Annotated in this window: 17 protein-coding genes; 9 read left to right on the top strand and 8 right to left on the bottom strand. The window is 45.4% G+C overall.

The genetic code is table 11. The features are described from left to right. Positions 1 to 90 precede the first annotated feature (90 nt). Positions 91 to 591, top strand: a complete 501-nt coding sequence (locus ICN16_RS08595; protein ID WP_215387106.1) for a peroxiredoxin — start codon at positions 91 to 93, stop codon at positions 589 to 591. A gap of 27 nt (positions 592 to 618) precedes the next feature. Next, the gene (gene lpxC, locus ICN16_RS08590) at positions 619 to 1,533 is read left to right on the top strand and encodes a UDP-3-O-acyl-N-acetylglucosamine deacetylase (RefSeq protein WP_216136570.1); all 915 of its coding nucleotides are present in this window, start codon (positions 619 to 621) and stop codon (positions 1,531 to 1,533) included. A 2-nt stretch (positions 1,534 to 1,535) separates the two neighbouring features. Here the strand turns inward: lpxC and ICN16_RS08585 are convergent, their stop codons facing one another. Then, positions 1,536 to 2,039 (bottom strand): hypothetical protein, encoded by a 504-nt coding sequence (locus ICN16_RS08585; RefSeq protein ID WP_216136569.1) that lies wholly within the window; start codon positions 2,037 to 2,039, stop codon positions 1,536 to 1,538. 55 nt (positions 2,040 to 2,094) lie between these two features. Here ICN16_RS08585 and secA point away from each other — a divergent pair, with 55 nt between their 5' ends. The 4 genes from secA to ICN16_RS08565 all read left to right on the top strand — a co-directional run bounded on the left by secA (position 2,095) and on the right by ICN16_RS08565 (position 7,459). Next, positions 2,095 to 4,860: a preprotein translocase subunit SecA gene (gene secA / locus ICN16_RS08580; protein ID WP_216136568.1), complete on the top strand. Its 2,766-nt coding sequence runs from the start codon at positions 2,095 to 2,097 to the stop codon at positions 4,858 to 4,860. Positions 4,861 to 4,925: 65 nt separating this feature from the next. Continuing rightward, the gene (gene argJ / locus ICN16_RS08575; protein WP_216136567.1) at positions 4,926 to 6,161 is read left to right on the top strand and encodes a bifunctional glutamate N-acetyltransferase/amino-acid acetyltransferase ArgJ; all 1,236 of its coding nucleotides are present in this window, start codon (positions 4,926 to 4,928) and stop codon (positions 6,159 to 6,161) included. An 11-nt stretch (positions 6,162 to 6,172) separates the two neighbouring features. Further along, the gene (locus ICN16_RS08570; protein WP_216136566.1) at positions 6,173 to 7,033 is read left to right on the top strand and encodes an ATP-binding protein; all 861 of its coding nucleotides are present in this window, start codon (positions 6,173 to 6,175) and stop codon (positions 7,031 to 7,033) included. 6 nt (positions 7,034 to 7,039) lie between these two features. After that, the gene (locus ICN16_RS08565) at positions 7,040 to 7,459 is read left to right on the top strand and encodes an NUDIX domain-containing protein (protein WP_216136563.1); all 420 of its coding nucleotides are present in this window, start codon (positions 7,040 to 7,042) and stop codon (positions 7,457 to 7,459) included. On the opposite strand, the gene zapD is transcribed toward ICN16_RS08565, so the two are convergent. The 6 genes from zapD to ICN16_RS08535 are packed head-to-tail and all read right to left on the bottom strand — an operon-like array spanning position 7,456 to position 12,781. Then, positions 7,456 to 8,208 (bottom strand): cell division protein ZapD, encoded by a 753-nt coding sequence (gene zapD / locus ICN16_RS08560; protein WP_216136560.1) that lies wholly within the window; start codon positions 8,206 to 8,208, stop codon positions 7,456 to 7,458. The genes ICN16_RS08565 and zapD overlap by 4 nt on opposite strands. A 35-nt stretch (positions 8,209 to 8,243) precedes the next feature. Continuing rightward, positions 8,244 to 8,906, bottom strand: a complete 663-nt coding sequence (gene coaE / locus ICN16_RS08555; protein WP_216861908.1) for a dephospho-CoA kinase — start codon at positions 8,904 to 8,906, stop codon at positions 8,244 to 8,246. Further along, entirely contained in the window at positions 8,861 to 9,310 is a 450-nt protein-coding gene (locus ICN16_RS08550) for an A24 family peptidase (RefSeq protein ID WP_255533706.1), read from the bottom strand. Before ICN16_RS08550 ends, coaE begins: the two co-directional genes overlap by 46 nt. 50 nt (positions 9,311 to 9,360) lie before the next feature. Then, complete coding sequence (locus ICN16_RS08545) at positions 9,361 to 10,419, bottom strand: type II secretion system F family protein (RefSeq protein WP_216136555.1); 1,059 nt, start codon at positions 10,417 to 10,419, stop codon at positions 9,361 to 9,363. A 5-nt stretch (positions 10,420 to 10,424) separates the two neighbouring features. Continuing rightward, a complete protein-coding gene (locus tag ICN16_RS08540; RefSeq protein WP_216136554.1) occupies positions 10,425 to 11,495 on the bottom strand; it encodes a GspE/PulE family protein in 1,071 nt (356 codons plus the stop codon). After that, a complete protein-coding gene (locus ICN16_RS08535) occupies positions 11,492 to 12,781 on the bottom strand; it encodes an HlyC/CorC family transporter (RefSeq protein WP_216136553.1) in 1,290 nt (429 codons plus the stop codon). Before ICN16_RS08535 ends, ICN16_RS08540 begins: the two co-directional genes overlap by 4 nt. A 117-nt stretch (positions 12,782 to 12,898) precedes the next feature. Here ICN16_RS08535 and ICN16_RS08530 point away from each other — a divergent pair, with 117 nt between their 5' ends. Next, complete coding sequence (locus ICN16_RS08530) at positions 12,899 to 13,393, top strand: methylated-DNA--[protein]-cysteine S-methyltransferase (RefSeq protein ID WP_216136552.1); 495 nt, start codon at positions 12,899 to 12,901, stop codon at positions 13,391 to 13,393. Here the strand turns inward: ICN16_RS08530 and ICN16_RS08525 are convergent. Further along, complete coding sequence (locus ICN16_RS08525) at positions 13,390 to 14,379, bottom strand: squalene/phytoene synthase family protein (RefSeq protein WP_216136551.1); 990 nt, start codon at positions 14,377 to 14,379, stop codon at positions 13,390 to 13,392. The genes ICN16_RS08530 and ICN16_RS08525 overlap by 4 nt on opposite strands. A 108-nt stretch (positions 14,380 to 14,487) precedes the next feature. Between ICN16_RS08525 and ICN16_RS08520 the strand changes: the two genes are divergently transcribed. Beyond that, on the top strand, positions 14,488 to 15,903 hold the full coding sequence (locus ICN16_RS08520; protein WP_216136550.1) for a sodium:solute symporter family protein: 1,416 nt from the start codon (positions 14,488 to 14,490) through the stop codon (positions 15,901 to 15,903). A gap of 101 nt (positions 15,904 to 16,004) precedes the next feature. Then, complete coding sequence (locus ICN16_RS08515; RefSeq protein ID WP_215387118.1) at positions 16,005 to 17,024, top strand: 2-dehydropantoate 2-reductase; 1,020 nt, start codon at positions 16,005 to 16,007, stop codon at positions 17,022 to 17,024. Positions 17,025 to 17,110 lie beyond the last annotated feature (86 nt).

Below are 17,110 nucleotides of genomic sequence, written 5' to 3'. Positions count from 1 at the left end.
TAATGCAGAATGCCAGCGCGGCGCCCCTCCGGACGACGAATCCCGCGCTTGCGTTGGCATGCTAAATAACAATTACTTATTGGAGATGTCATGATTGCTGTTGGACAAAAATTACCAAACGCTACTCTTTACGAGTTTCTAGATGAAGCGAGCGAAGGTTGCGCTATTGGACCAAATGCATTTGAAGTTGAGAAATTGACTGCTGGAAAAAAAGTAGTGATCTTTGCATTGCCTGGTGCATTTACACCAACTTGTTCTGCTAAGCACGTTCCTAGTTATGTTGAGCACTTTGATGCAATCAAAGCAAAAGGCGTTGATGAGATTTGGTGTATTTCAGTAAATGATCCATTTGTAATGGGCGCTTGGGGTCGCGATCAAAAAGTAGGTAAAAAGATTCGCATGCTGGGTGATGGTAGCGCTGAATTCACTAAGAAACTTGGCCTCGAATTAGATTTGACTGCTCGTGGTTTGGGTGTTCGTTCAGATCGCTATGCCATGATTGTTGAAAATGGTGTGGTAACAACCTTAGATCGTGAAGCGCCTGGTAAGTTTGAAGTCAGTGATGCTGCTTCAATTTTGAAAAAGCTTTAAGAAATTATTCCTGAATTTATAAAAACTATGATGAAGCAACGCACAATCGCTACTCCGATTAAAACCGTGGGGATTGGCTTGCACTCTGGGCGCAAGGTGACCCTATCTATCAAGCCTGCGCCAGTAAATTCAGGAATCTTATTTGTACGTGTAGATACCCCAGAGCAATCGGTTGTGCCGGCTACCGCTCTGGCGGTTTGCGATACCCGCCTGGCATCCGTGATTCAAAAAGATGGGGTACGTGTTTCCACGGTGGAGCATTTACTTTCAGCATGTGCGGGCCTAGGTCTAGATAATTTATTGATTGAGCTTGATGGTGAAGAAGTTCCCATCATGGATGGCAGCGCCGCTTCATTTTTGTTCTTAATGGAATCGGCTGGTATTGCTGAGCAAGAGGCTCCAAGACAGTTTGTAGTAATTAAAAAACCTGTAGAAGTGAGGGAAGGCGATAAGCTCGCACGTCTAGAGCCTTTCTTTGGGTTTAAGTTGGACTTCACAATTGACTTTAAACATCCGGCGGTAGATAAGACTGGACAGCGTTTTGTAGTGGACTTTGCAGAACATGCGTATCGAAGTGAGATTGGCCGTGCCCGCACTTTTGGCTTTGCTCATGAAGTTGAGGCATTGCGAGAAATGGGGTTGGCGCGTGGTGGCAGTTTAGATAACGCGATTGTGCTCGATGAACATCGCATCCTTAATAACGAAGAGTTACGTTATGAAGATGAGTTTGTGCGTCATAAAATCCTAGATGCTATCGGTGACCTCTATTTAGTTGGGCATCCCATTATTGGCTCTTATGTGGCCGAAAAATCAGGCCATGCCCTCAATAACGCACTCTTGCGTAAGCTTTTGGAAGATCCTAGCTCTTACGAAATCAGCGGCTTTCAAGAAAATAAGGCTCCAGCGGCCTATTCCAAAGAGAGTCAACCCCTCTTTTTCTAGGTTTATTTGGGTTTGTTTTGAAGTAGGCGCTCAACCGCCTTGCGTAAATCAGAATCTGGCGCCAATTTCTCCAATAAAGATTCCCAGGAAGCTCTCGCTGCAGCATTAAACCCTTTTGGCCTCTGACTAAGCTGGCCTACTTCGCGAGGCTTAATTTCCCAGGCTGGTGGAGCTGGCTTAAGGCGTACCTTAATACTGGTGCAGATTACCCCTTTTTTTGCTAACCCATTGATTAGGCTAGGTAAAACTTGCTGAAGGCGGGTGGCAACACTGGCTCCGGTGACCAATAGAAAGAGCTCATTTTGACTACCAGTGCGCCATCCAGCCTCAATTTTGGGCGCTAAGTTATCCAAATCTAACTCAAATAGAGCCGCTTTGAGGGCAATTTTGAGTTTGGCTAGATCTTCTGTTTTTGCCAAAATTCCACCCAAGCCCTCAGAGTCGCGCAAATAATCCAGCCATTCATGGGCGGCTTTCGTGCGGATGGGTTTAGGGGCAAAGTTCATATAAAAAAGAGGGTGCGGGTGATAAACTCAAGGTCTTAATTTACTTCAATATCCCATGGTAATCGGTCTTCTTAAAACCCTGGTCGGCAGTCGTAACGACCGCCTCTTAAAACAGTATCGCAAAGTGGTTGCCAAAGTTAGCGCTTTCGAGTCTAGCCTGCAAGCTTTGGATGATGCCGCATTGCAAGCAAAAACTGCTGAGTTCAAGTCACGTTTGGCTGCTGGCGAGTCATTAGATGATATTGCTCCAGAGGCTTTTGCTGTAGTTCGTGAGGCGAGCTCACGGGTGATGAAGATGCGCCATTTTGATGCACAGATGATGGGTGGTCTTGCATTACATCAAGGAAAAATTGCTGAAATGGGGACCGGTGAAGGTAAGACCTTAACCGCTACGCTGCCCGTATATTTAAATGCCTTAACCGGTAAGGGCGTTCACGTCATTACAGTAAATGATTACTTGGCTCAGCGAGATGCTGAGTGGATGTCAACGCTCTATAACTTCTTAGGCATGAAGGTCGGTGTCAATCTATCCCAGATGGATCACAACACTAAGCAAGAAGCTTATGCGGCAGATATCACCTACGGTACTAATAATGAGTTTGGCTTTGATTACCTCCGTGACAACATGGTGCAAGATTTGGGCCAACGTGTTCAACGTGGTTTAGCTTATGCGATTGTTGACGAGGTTGACTCTATTCTCATTGATGAGGCGCGTACGCCATTAATCATTTCTGGTCAGGCTGAAGACCACACTGATTTATATATCAAGATCAATGCATTGCCTGCTTACTTGGAACGTCAAATCGGCGAAGAAAAAGCAGATGGTACTGGCGTTGAAAAGCCAGGCGATTACTGGGTTGATGAAAAGTCTCAGCAGGTTTATTTAACAGAGCGTGGTCATGACAAAGCTGAGACAGTTTTAGTTGAGCTTGGTGCATTGAATGACGGCGACTCCTTGTATGCCCCACAAAATATTACCTTGATGCATCACGTGTATGCAGCATTGCGCGCGCATACTCTGTACAACCGTGATCAACAGTATGTTGTTCAGAATGGCGAAGTCATTATTGTTGATGAGTTCACAGGCCGCTTAATGCAGGGTCGCCGTTGGTCCGATGGCTTACATCAGGCTGTTGAAGCTAAAGAAGGTGTGCAGATTCAGAATGAGAATCAAACTTTAGCCACAATTACTTTCCAGAACTACTTCCGTATGTACGGCAAGTTGGCTGGTATGACTGGTACCGCTGATACTGAAGCTTATGAGTTCAAGGAGATTTATAACCTTGAAACGGTGGTCATCCCTCCAAATCGGATCAGCCAAAGAAAAGATCGCCAAGATCAGATCTATAAGACATCACGTGAGCGTTATGACGCAGTGATCAAGGATATTGAGGATTGCTACAAGCGCGGTCAGCCTGTATTGGTTGGTACAACCTCAATTGAGAACTCAGAATTAATTGCTGGTTTACTGGATCAACGTCAATTACCTCATCAGGTTTTGAATGCGAAGCAACATGCTCGCGAAGCAGAAATCATTGCGCAGGCTGGCAGACCAAAGATGATTACCATTGCTACCAATATGGCTGGTCGTGGAACAGATATTGTTTTAGGTGGCAACGTTGGTAAACAATCCTCTTTAATTGAGGCAGATGCTGCCCTTTCAGATGCAGAAAAAGCAGCCAAGATTAAGACTTTGCAGGACGAGTGGCAAAGCCTGCATGATCAAGTATTGACTGCTGGCGGTTTGCACATTATTGGTACAGAGCGCCACGAGAGCCGACGTATTGATAATCAGCTTCGTGGTCGCGCTGGTCGTCAAGGTGACTCAGGTTCTTCTCGCTTCTATCTTTCTTTAGATGACTCTCTCTTGCGCATCTTTGCTGGCGATCGTCTGCGCGCAGTTATGGATCGTCTCAAGATGCCTGATGGCGAGCCGATTGAAGCTGGTATGGTGACTCGTTCGATTGAGTCCGCTCAGCGTAAGGTTGAGGGTCGTAACTTTGATATTCGTAAGCAATTGTTGGAATACGACGACGTTGCCAATGATCAGCGTAAAGAAACCTATCGCTTAAGAAATGAAGTTCTCGAAAGTGCCGATGTTGGTGAGCTGATTGCCAATTTACGTGAAGATGTGTTGCGTGGCATTTGTACTGTATATGTCCCTATGCAATCGATGGAAGAGCAATGGGATTTAGTTGGCCTAGAGAATGTATTAGCTAGCGACTGGGGTTTAGCTGTTGACCTGAAAAATTGGGTTGAAAATGCCGAGTCTATGGACGATGAGCAGATTGTTGATCGTGTATTAGAGGCTGCAAAAGAAACCTACGATGCAAAAGTAGAGCTTTCTGGACGTGCATCTTTTGCTGGCTTTGAGCGCTCAGTCTTGCTCTATAGCTTAGATACCCATTGGCGCGAACATTTAGCTGCTTTGGACCATTTGCGTCAGGGTATCCATTTGCGTGGCTATGCTCAGAAAGATCCAAAACAAGAATACCGCCGCGAAGCATTCGAGCTTTATGGTGAGTTGCTTAACGTGATCAAGAATGATGTTGTGAAAAGCATCATGACAGTACAGATTCGTAGCGCTAGTGAGTTAGACGAAGCCTCTGAGTCCATGAATGAAGATTTGGCTAAGCTCTCAGATGTGCAATATCAGCATGCCGATGCAGACCTTGAGTTGGCTGGATCAACCGGTGATCGTGGTGCGGCTATTGAAATTGCTCCAGCACCTATGCGCTCTGGGCCTAAGGTTGGTCGTAATGACCCCTGCACCTGCGGCAGCGGCAAGAAGTATAAGAACTGCTGCGGCGCATTAAGCTAAACAGAGTTTAAAAAGAGCTGCCAGACCCGGCAGCTCTGCAGTGCCTCATCTACAATTGTCAGATCATGACAGTTAATCTACCACTCCCCCAAAAAGACCAACTTAAACCTGTAAAAGGTTTTCAGATGGGTATCTGTGAAGCTGGAATTAAAAAAGCCAATCGCAAGGATTTATTGGTGATGACTTTAGCTCCCGGCTCCCAAGTTGCCGGAGTTTTTACTTTAAATCGATTCTGCGCTGCGCCGGTTCAGGTTTGTAAAGAGCATTTGGCCCTCGATGGTGCTAGAGGGGAGATTCGTGCTTTGGTCGTGAATACTGGAAATGCCAATGCGGGAACTGGTGAGCTGGGCATGAAAGATGCTTTAGCAACTTGTGCTGAGTTAGCGAAAGAACTTAAGATCAATCCAGAACAAGTTCTGCCGTTTTCAACGGGCGTAATTCTTGAGCCACTTCCAATTGATAAATTGATATCTGGATTACCTAAGGCGGTTGCTAGCCTAGGCGAAGACCACTGGCTTGATGCTGCAGAAGCCATTATGACTACGGATACGCAGCCTAAGGCTACATCCATGACTGTACAGACTCCATCTGGACTTGTGACCATCACCGGAATTTGCAAAGGTGCTGGCATGATTCATCCGAATATGGCGACTATGTTGGGGTTCATTGCAACCGATGCTGGTTTTGCTCCAGGCTTGCTTACTCAGCTGACTCGGGAAATTGCTGATCTCTCATTTAACGCAATTACGATTGATGGCGATACCTCGACGAACGATTCATTCATCATCATGGCAACTGGCCAGTCAGCAGTGCAGATCCAATCTACTGGCGATGCTAGTTATGGTTTAGTTCGGTCCGCATTAATTGATCTCTCGCGCAAGCTTGCTCAAATGATTGTGAGAGACGGCGAGGGAGCAACAAAATTTATTACGATTGATGTACATGGCGGCAAGACTGAAGAAGAATGCCGCTTGGTTGCAGAGGCAATCGCCCACTCCCCGCTTGTTAAAACTGCTTTCTTTGCTAGTGACCCCAACTTAGGCCGAATTCTGGCTGCAATTGGCTATGCAGGCATTGCCGACCTTGATGTTAATCAGGTGCAAATGTGGCTTGGTGATGTGTGGGTTGCCAAGAATGGTGGCCGCCACCCTGATTACCAAGAGGCTGATGGACAGAGAGTGATGCAGGCTCCAGAAATTACCATCAAGATTGACTTGGGGCGCGGATCAGCGCAACAGACAATGTGGACTTGTGACTTATCGCATGACTACGTTTCCATTAATGCTGATTACCGTTCATAGGAATTCATCAAATGAATGAAAAATTAGAGCAGCTCTTAAGCCATCTTGAAACTTTTTTACCAAAGCAGCTAACTGAAGAGCAGTGGAAATCCTCTACTGCATTTAGATGGCGTCGTCGCGATAGCATCTTCGGCAGTATTGGATTTTTGCAGCCAGTAAAGCATGTTGCAGATATTACTTTCGAAGATCTAAAAAATATTGATCGTCAACGTGATGCGATCCGTGACAATACGAAAAACTTTATTCAGGGTAAGCCTGCGAATAATATTTTATTAACCGGCGCACGCGGTACGGGGAAGTCATCGCTCATTAAAGCCAGTTTGCATGAGTTTGCTGGCCAGGGCTTGCGTTTAGTTGAAGTAGAAAAAGAACATTTGGCAGACTTGGCTGATATCACGGATTTATTGGCTGATCGCCCAGAACGCTTCATTATTTTTTGCGATGATCTTTCGTTTGAGGATGGCGAGTCTGGTTATAAGGCCATGAAGTCTGCTTTGGATGGTTCTGTATCAGCTCAAGTCGACAATATCTTAATTTATGCCACCTCCAACCGTCGTCACCTCTTGCCTGAATATATGAAGGACAACGAGGGTTATGTCCATGGTGATGATGGAGAGATTCATCCAGGTGAGGTGGTTGAGGAAAAGATTTCTCTTTCAGAGCGTTTTGGTTTGTGGCTTTCTTTCTATCCACCAAAGCAAGATGAGTACCTGGAAATTGTTGCTCATTGGTTACGTCACTTTGGCTTGAGTGATGCCCAGATTGAGAGCGCTCGAGCTGAAGCTTTGGTTTGGGCTTTGGAGCGTGGCTCACGCTCTGGCCGTGTAGCTTGGCAGTTTGCCAAGCACTGGGCTGGCTCGCATGCCGCTTAATTATTCATGAGTGATGCCAATCGCCCTGTAACAGAGGTAGCTGCTGGAGTCCTGCTGGATTCAGAGGGGCGTTATCTTCTGGGCCAGCGTCCAGAAGGCAAGCCTTATGCAGGTTACTGGGAAGTTCCGGGTGGAAAGATAGAGGCTGGTGAATCAGTTTTCATGGCACTGAAACGCGAATTACAAGAAGAGCTTGGAATTGATATTGAGTCTAGCGAAGAGTTGGTTGTTTTAGAGCATGACTATCCACACGCTTATGTCCGTTTGCATGTCAGCATCATTCGAAAATGGAATGGAGTACCTAAGGGCTGTGAAGGTCAGGCCTTATCTTGGCAATTACTGAGTGATGCACTTCCAACAGTAGAGCCTTTATTGCCGGCTGCATGGCCAATGCTGGAAAAGCTGAGGATGCTAATAAAGACTTAGAGCTGGCAGAGAGTGAGTCTGAATGGCACATCATCATTCATAATCTGCGGTTTTTTATCTTGATCAATCTTCAGAAAGCGAATCGACAATAGATATTTATTGGCGCTAATTTCTGAGAAGAGGCTATCGTCTTCAACGGCGATGCGCATCAATTGATATACCTTGCCAGATGGCGCTTGTTGATATGAGCCTTGGTGTGCAACAACATCTTTGGCTTCCCCGGATTGACGCAGCAATCTCAAGAAAATTTGGCAAGCTTCATGCCAAGGTAAAAGTGGTGCAATATATTTTTCTAATAACTCCCTACGTTGAGTGGAGGGAGTATTTTTCCAAGCATGGTAGCTGGGCAAATCAATCGGACTTGTTCCGCCTGGAATATTTAATCGAGTGCGAATGGCATTAAGCCATTCACTTTCAGTAATTGCAGAATTTGGCTTGCCCATCGATTGATTGATGTTCATGGCAGCTTTGTCAATTTCAGATAGCGTTTGTGTCAACGCTTCTTGGTCCACCTTCTGGGAAGACTTTAAACCATTTAGAGCGTATTTTTGACGTTCGAATTCTTTGAGTAGCAGAGACTTGATATCGCCTCGAGAGCCAATATCACCCAAGTCAAATAACATCGCAATAGCATTGTGGTGTAACTCAGGATCATCGGATCGGAGAAAGTGATTGAAACGGGCGAACAAGTACTCCAGTCGAAGCATGCTTCGAACTAATTCATTGAAGGGGTATTCGTAGACAATCACAAGCCTATATTCTATGACGAACTTAGGGGCTCTTCCTAAATTTTGAGTAATTGTTGGTGCAGACTGAGAACCTCTGATTTGAGTGTATCCATGCTACCCTGATTTTCAATAACTGCATTAGCAGCTGCTAACCGGGCATTTCTGCTGGTTTGCGCTTTAAGGATATTTTCCACTTCTGAGCGGGCTATATTGTTGCGGTGCATCACTCTTTGGATTTGGGTTTCTTCCGAGCAATCTACGACCACGAGATAGTCAATTAGCTTGATCCAAGATCCGGACTCAATGAGAAGTGGCACCACAAAAACGAGGTAGGGCACTCCAGATTTAGCCAGCCCAAAGGCTTGTTTAGCAGTTTCCTGCTGAATCAAAGGGTGCGTGATTTGCTCTAAAGCCTGACGAGCACTGGAGTCTTCGAAGACTAGGGTCCTCATTTTGGAGCGGATAAGCGCGCCCTCGGGGTCAATAAAGTCAACCCCAAATGCCTTTTCAATCAACGGGATGGCTTTTCCACCGGGGGCGGTAATTTGGTGAGAAATTAAATCTGTGTCGATAATCCCGGCCCCAAACTCGCCTAGCAAATCACTAACTGCCGTCTTGCCAGATCCAATTCCACCAGTTAGGCCAATTAAAGGAATTTCTCCCTTCAAGGCTTTTAGATTGACTTGGACAGAATGAAGGTTGGAATGAGTTGAGGCCATAACAACTCAATGATGCCAGCAATAACTAAAAAGGGGCCAAAAGGAAAGGCTTGCTGTAGCTGATGGCCGCGCCATTGAAGCCAGGCGAGGCCACCCAATATTCCCGTGATGGTAGCAATGAGGAGGATGCCTGGTAGAGAGTTCCAGCCCAACCAGGCGCCCAGAGCCGCTAGGAGCTTGGCATCACCCATGCCAATGCCATTACGGTTTTTTAGAAGACGATAGCCAGCATTTAATGTCCACAGCACTGTATATCCTAGGAATGCACCAACGAATGCCAAGCTTGGTGTGGTCAGGCGCAGATCAGAGGCCCAGTTAAATGAAAGGCCTAAAAAAATTAGGGGAAGCGTAATGGCATTTGGAAGGCGGAGAGTGCGCCAATCGATATAGGCTAGATAAATCAAGGCCAGTATTAGTGGAGATTTAATTATCCAGATGCTTGCTATGGGGTCCACTAAACGATTTGCCCTAAATTAAAGATTGGTAGATATAGGATTATGACTAAGCTGCCAATGATGGCGCCAACAAAAAGAATAAGCATGGGCTCGAAACTTTGACTGAGTGCATTGAGTTGATTGCTTAGCTGTGAGCTTAGGGTGTTGGCGCGTTTATTTAGCATTTCGGCTAAGACACCACTTTCTGCGCCGATATGAAGTAGTAGTAATGTTTCTGCATCCATCAATAGAGATCTCGGGTCTGCCCGTTTGAGTGAATCTCCCAAAGGCCAGCCACGGGTGAGGTGTTTAAATATCTCTGCACTAAAGTCATGGCTCACCCAGTGATTGGAGGATTGCGCAGTAACTCGGAGTGCATCTGGGAGTGGTAAACCAGTCTCTAACAAATGGCCTAGGGTTCGACACCAATGACCAAGTGTTGCTAGTCTAAATAGGTTTCCAAAAAATGGAATGCGAAATAAGAATGCGTCGCAGTATTTTTGTAGCGTGCAGGATTTGAGCCAAGCGTATCCAAATCCTGCACTCATCACAAACATGCCTAAGCATATCTCTAGAAAGTAATTTAGGGTGGTAGTGGAAATGGTGATAAGGATTCTGGTTGGTGCTGGAAGCTCAGCCTGAAAATTCCCAAAAACCTCTTTAAATACTGGGACAACCCAAATCATCATTACTAGTACAAGCAAAAATGAAGTGAGTAAAGTGATTGTGGGGTAGGTTAGCGATTGCTGCACTTTTCTTTTTAACTCAATTTGAGCTTCTAGTTGCTGTGAAATTGTGTGCAGTGCCAAACTGAGGTCTCCTGTTCTTTCGCTTACTCTAATGAGGTTGAAAAACTCTGGGGAAAACCTTCCGTCTTGTGTGCTGAGGCAAAAAGATAGGCTATTACCGTTTTGGAGCTGAATGCGAATATCTTCTAGCCAAATTTTCCAGGATTTTGGCGCAGACTGAATTAATAGCTGGATAGCATTAAGTAAGGGAAGTCCGGCCTGAAGGAGGGTGAGCAACTGCTGGGCAAAATGTAGTTGCGCAGAATTGCTAAGTTTTCTATTAAAAATCATTAAGGCTAATGCCAAGTACCAAGTTCAGAATCCAGCGACGCCTGATCCACTAAATCAGACTTCAGTAATTGCAATCCTGCTGAGTAAATATCTAAGGCCTGATCTGGTGCCAATAACTGCTTGCTTCCCAAAACCTCGTGGACGCCAATGCGACCAAAATAGCCAGATCCCTTACAAAGTTCGCAAGGTGTTTCGCTGGGTATGGGGTTGCAATGTTTGCAGCGTTTTGGAATCAACCTTTGCGAGCTGACGCAACGAAGACAAGATTCAATAGACTCTTGATTTATCCCTAGGCTTTTTAGTCGGCTTAATGCGCCAAGAGCATTTCGTGTATGCAAGGTGCTTAGAACTAAGTGTCCCGTTTGTGCTGCTTGAATGGCAAGTTGTGCACTTGCAGTGTCGCGTATTTCACCAATCATGATGACATCCGGGTCTTGGCGAAGAAGTGCACGAATAATGGTTGGAAAGTCTAATCCTGCTTTTGGGTGATAAGCCACTTGATTTACTCCGGGAAGACGAATTTCAATAGGATCTTCGACGGTACAAAGATTGCGTTGCACTTGGTTCAATTCGCTTAAACAGCTATACAGGGTGCGAGTCTTTCCGCTCCCGGTAGGCCCTGTTACCAGAATTAATCCATTAGTTTGACTAATGGATTCTTGAAAAATTTCAAGTTGCTCTGGCAATAGTCCAATTTGATCTAGTGCTAACTCCTCTAGGTGGCTTGGCAAAATACGAACAACAGCTTTTTCACCATGTAAGGTTGGAAGAATCGATACACGACAATCAATGTTGGGATGACTAAAGTCATGGCCAATCACAAGACGTCCATCTTGAGGTAAACGCTTTTCTGCAATATCAAGGCGTGCCAGTATTTTGATGCGTGTGATCAAGCGCTCATGTAATCCAATTGGGTATTGGTTTTGCAGCGTGAGGCGACCATCTATTCTCGTACGTACTACTGTTTCTTGAGATCTCGCCTCAATATGAATATCCGTTGCCCGATGATTTAATGCATTAACAGTGATGTCGTGCCAGGTTCGAATAATGTGAGAGTCATGCTGTATGTCAATCAATCTTGATTTGATTGATTGAGGGGTTGGTATAGCTTGACTGTCTTTACTCCATGCTCATCGAACTGCACAATTTCCATCACTACGCCAGCAATTCGAATGCTGACATCATAGTCAGGAATCGCTTCGAGTTTTTCTAGAATGAGGCCATTCAATGTGCGCGGTCCATCAAGAGGGAGGTCTAATTTCAGCAGGCGATTTAAATCGCGCAATGAGGCGGTACCGCTAGCAAGATAAGTACCATCAGCCAGCCAATGAGGGTCATTCGAGAGATTGGAGAATGAGGTGGTGAACTCGCCAATCAGCTCTTCAACAATGTCTTCAAAAGTCACTAAACCAAGCACTTCACCATACTCATTCACAACCAGACTCAAGCGTTGTTGATTGTCTTGGAAAAATTGCATCTGCTGCAAAACAGGTGTTCCACTCGGAATGAAATAGGGCTCATTTAGTAAGCATCTGAAGTCTTCGTGATGAAGCTCTGCGTTACCTAGTAAGGAGAGGGCTTTTTTAACGGAAAGAATGCCTACGATACGTTCAGAGTCACCATCACATACCGGTAGTTTGTTGTGATAACAAGTTTCTAATTGCTCGACTACTTCATTAATGGGCCTTGAGAGATCCAGTACTTCAATCTTGGAGCGAGGTGTCATCACATCATCAACCAAGATATTTTCAAGATTGAAAAGATTGAGCAAGATATTGCGATGATGAGCAGAAACAAAGCGATTCGATTCTAAAACTAAGCTACGCAACTCCTCTTTACTCATAACTCGATTTTCAGTCGAGGTTTGCAAGCCGGAGACTTTCATTAATCCTGATACAAAGCTATTAATGAACCAAAGCAATGGTTTGAGAATATAAGTCAGAGGCAGGATGAACCAGCCAACATTGCTGGCAATCTTTTCGGGGAAGGCTGCGCCGATCACTTTCGGGGTGATCTCACTAAAGATGATGATGAGTAGTGCAACTACCAAGGTGGCAATTGATAGCACTAAGCCGCTATCGCCAAAAATATGTAAGGCAATACCAGTAACCAAGATTGGCAGGATGGTGTTGATGAGATTGTTGGAAATCAGCAGCACTGAAAGGAGTGAGTCAATGCGCTTCAATAGCCTTTCAGCAAGTGCAGCCCCAGCATTCCCGCTATTAGCCATTGCACGCAGTCGATGGCGATTGGAGGAAAGCATGCTGGTTTCGGCCATCGAAAAGACGCCCGATAGTGCTAGTAAAAATAGGACTAATGCGACTTGGCCAATAAAGGGCCAATCATCAAAAAAAGTGTCCATCAGTTGTGCCTGCAAAGAATAAGGAACAATCAATATAGCAAAGTGCCATTTCACTAGCTATAGCCACCTCGGAATCCTGCCTGAATTTATCCTTCAATATGTGTCAGAATCCTCCTCATGCCCACCCCTATATCAATCGAGTATTGCGTGATAGCTGCCCCTTTTGGACGGCTAGGCGTAAAAACGGAGTTGGTGGACGGCAGCTTGATGATCTCGAAAATCGATTATTTGCCCCTGGGTACTGCTTTAATCGCCCCGAGAAATGCACTGGCTAAAGCATTCTCAAAACAGTGCGATGGGTATTTCAAAGACGCTTTATCAGTGTTTGATGTTCCACTAAAGCCTGCTGGAACGACCCATCAACAAAAGGTATGGAATGCCGCTCAAGGTATTGGAGTGGGGAAGACAAATACCTATGGTGAGATAGCAAAAATTATCAAGAGCGGACCACGTGCAGTTGGGACGGCTTGTGGTGCCAATCCATATCCTTTAGTGACTCCCTGCCATAGGGTGGTCTCCGCACAAGGTCTTGGGGGTTTTATGAAGGAAGATGCGCCCGGTTTTTATCGCCAGGTCAAAATTTGGCTCTTAAAGCATGAGGGTGTACTTTAAGAATTCTTTACAGACAGTTTTCTCAGTTGCTTGGATGCGACATAAAAGAATGATTTCATCAGCAATGCATTGCTGGCTGCAAGTTTGGTGAATGTATAAAAAATCCAAACAGCATTTCTGGATAGTTTCACTTCGGACTTATTGCTAAATTCTTTTCTAGTAGCAATTTTTTCCAGCGTCATAACTGCAAGTCCAAAGGCTAGAAAGCAGAAGCGTCTTATACCCATTTCATTTTCAGGAATCAGAAGAATGTAACTCATGGAGTCTTGCAGCTTTTCATAGGCAATCTGGAGTAGCTCGGCTTGAGTCATATCTGCTGGTTTCCAGGAAACCCCGCGCTCACGATCTTCCGGTGAGTCTTTCAAAATATTAGTCATTTGCAAAGCTTGCCCAAAGGCGATGGCTAGATGCTCATGACCTTCAATTCTTTTTGCAAAACCGGGGGAGTAGTTACTAAAGATGCTTGTGAGTAACTCTCCCACCACGCCAGCTACTACATAGCAATACTCTTCAAATTCTGCGAGATCTCGTAATCCCTTTTGTGTTTGCCGGTCATGGAAATGGGACATACCATCAGACATGATTGAAACGCAACGACTAATGGCTACCTGATCTTTGTCGGGGAAGGTATGCAGAATGCGAAGAATGGTGGGGGTGTGCGCAATTAAATCGAGCTCATCGATGTTGGAGTAACCCTTCAGTGCATCTAGGCAGGGGGTTACAAAATCCTCCACTGGAATCGCGCCTAGAACTGCTTTTAAGAATAGTTTGGATAAGCCTTGCTTTTCTATTGGGCTGAGTTCGGCCGCATCTTCGATGGTATCGACAATTCGACACAGTAAATAGGTGTTGCCAACCACGACCTCAATTGCCGGAGGCAGGAGGGGGATGGTGAGTGCAAAAGTACGCGATACGGAACCTAAAATCGTTTTTTGATAGGCTAGATCCCTATTGGGGTTCTCTGTGGGGTGTATAGCAGAATTCACCCATGAATTATGTCAGACAAGACCGCTCAAATTGAAGCCTGACTGATTAAATGTCATAAGTAACAAGGTCATATAATTTGTCCAAATTCCTGAAGGAGAAATTGGGCGATGTTGATTTGGTTTGTCATCATCTATTGGGTGGTATCTGTAGGTATCGGTCTTTGGGCTGCGCTACGGGTCAAAAACACGGCTGACTTTGCAGCAGCAGGCCATAGCCTTCCTTTGCCTATCGTTACCGCCACAGTCTTTGCCACCTGGTTTGGCTCCGAAGCGGTATTGGGTATTCCAGCCACCTTTCTAAAGGAGGGGCTTGGCGGGATTGTTTCTGATCCTTTTGGATCTTCCTTATGCCTGATCTTAGTCGGACTCTTTTTTGCTCGTCATCTCTACAACCGCCGGATGCTCACCATCGGTGATTTCTTTCGGGAGAAATATGGCCGTACCGTAGAGGTTTTGGTAACTCTCTGTATTGTGGTTTCCTATTTGGGGTGGGTGGCTGCGCAGATTAAAGCTTTAGGACTTGTCTTTAATGTTGTATCTGAAGGCAGCATCACACAAACGGCCGGCATGTTAATTGGCGCTGGTAGCGTTCTGATTTATACACTTTTTGGTGGCATGTGGTCGGTTGCAATTACCGACTTTATCCAGATGATCATCATTGTGGTGGGCATGCTTTATATCGGCGGCGAGATAACAGCTCAAACTGGGGGTGTTGGTGTAGTGTTTGAGCATGCTGCCGCTGCCGGCCAGTTTTCCAACTTCTGGCCCGAGATGAATCTCGCCTCTATCCTTGGCTTTACAGCCGCCTTATGCACGATGATGTTAGGTTCTATTCCACAGCAAGATGTGTTTCAGCGGATCACATCTTCTAAGAATGTGAACATTGCAGTGCAAGCTGCTTTGCTGGGTGGAGTGCTGTATTTCGTTTTCGCATTTGTTCCACTGTATTTGGCTTACTCTGCAACCATCATTAGTCCGGATCTAGTGAAGCAGTATCTATATACAGACCCACAAATGATTTTGCCAAAACTCATTTTGAATCATGCACCACTCATTGCTCAGGTAATGTTTTTTGGTGCCCTGCTATCAGCCATCAAGAGTTGTGCCAGCGCTACGTTGCTCGCGCCATCCGTCACTTTTGCGGAGAACATTGTGCGCGGCTTCTTTAAGCATTTATCCGATCAGGACTTGCTAAAAGTCATGCGCATTACGGTTCTCTGTTTTACAGCGGTAGTTACCTTTTTTGCTATCAACTCTAATTTATCGATTTTTAAGATGGTTGAGAACGCCTACAAAGTCACTTTGGTCGCAGCTTTTGTACCACTAGCTTTTGGGGTGTATTGGTCCAAGGCAAATTCTTTGGGGGGGTTGTTATCGGTGGTCTGTGGTCTTGTAGTTTGGATCAGCTGTGAAGTACTTGCCCCTGAGGCTATTCTCCCCCCTCAATTGGCAGGTCTTTTAGCTAGCATCATCGGCATGCTTTTAGGTGGGCTAGTGCCCAGAGCGAGATTGATCGCAAGTTAACTAAAATTGCTTAAATATTAGGCACAATATTTTGTTGCACCGCAAAATATTCGCCTCTAAAATGGCATTAATTCAAAATTTTTTATCTTTATGGAGTTCTTATGAAAATCTGTGTGATCGGTGGAGGGGGCGCAATTGGCGGTTACCTTGCTGTCATGTTGGCGCGAGCTGGCAATGATGTCACGGTTGTTGCTCGAGGCGCTACATTGGCTGCGATTAAAGAGCGTGGCCTCGCATTAATTATGGATGACCAGCCTGAGCCTTTAGTGGCACAGGTAAAAGCAGTTGAAAAAATCCGAGATGCTGAGACTCCAGACGTAGTTATTTTGGCGGTGAAGGCGCATCAGGTTGAGCCGATCATCGAGGATCTTGCTGCAATCATGGGGCCGGAAACCATTTTGATTCCGATGCAAAACGGAATTCCTTGGTGGTACTTCCAGAAGCTAGGTGGCGACTATCAAGATCACTCAGTTGAAACGGTCGATGCTGGTGGTGTTGCGAAGAATGCAATTAATCCAAATAACATCATTGGATGTGTTGTGTATCCAGCAACCTTTACTCAGGCTCCTGGCGTCATTCGCCACGTTGAAGGCAATCGCTTCCCATTGGGCGAGTTGGATGGCAAGCAGACCGAGCGTATTCAGAAGATGTCTGAGATGATGTCTGCAGCAGGATTTAAGTCACCAATCTTGGAAGACATTCGTTCTGAGATTTGGTTGAAGTTGTGGGGCAATATGACATTCAATCCAATCAGCTCTCTGACCCATGGAACATTAGAAGGCATTTGCCAGTATCCACTCACTAAAGAGTTGGCTCGCAACATGATGGCTGAAGCGCAAACTATTGCCGAGAAGTTAGGCGTTACTTTCCGTGTCGATATTGAGCGTCGTATTGCTGGTGCTGAGAAAGTCGGAAAACATAAAACATCGATGTTGCAAGACTTAGAGGCGGGCCGTAGTTTAGAGATTGATGCCTTACTGGGCTCGGTGATTGAGCTTGGCAAGATTACCGAAACACCAACGCCTTGCCTCAATACAGTCTTTGCATTGACAAAGTACCTTGATGAAAATGTTCAAGCCTCCAAAGGAAGTCTGGCATTGCCATCTGTTTCTGGATATTAAGAGTCTGCAGAAATAAGTAGACTAGCGTCTGAAGTGTTCAAGTATTAAAAAACCCTCACCACTAAACATGGTGAGGGTTTTTATTT

Origin of the sequence: Polynucleobacter sp. es-MAR-4 (assembly GCF_018882055.1) — a bacterium.
Classification (GTDB): domain Bacteria; phylum Pseudomonadota; class Gammaproteobacteria; order Burkholderiales; family Burkholderiaceae; genus Polynucleobacter.
The sequence above is the reverse complement of the archived record's forward strand: the minus strand, read 5'-3'. Positions and strand labels throughout refer to the sequence as shown.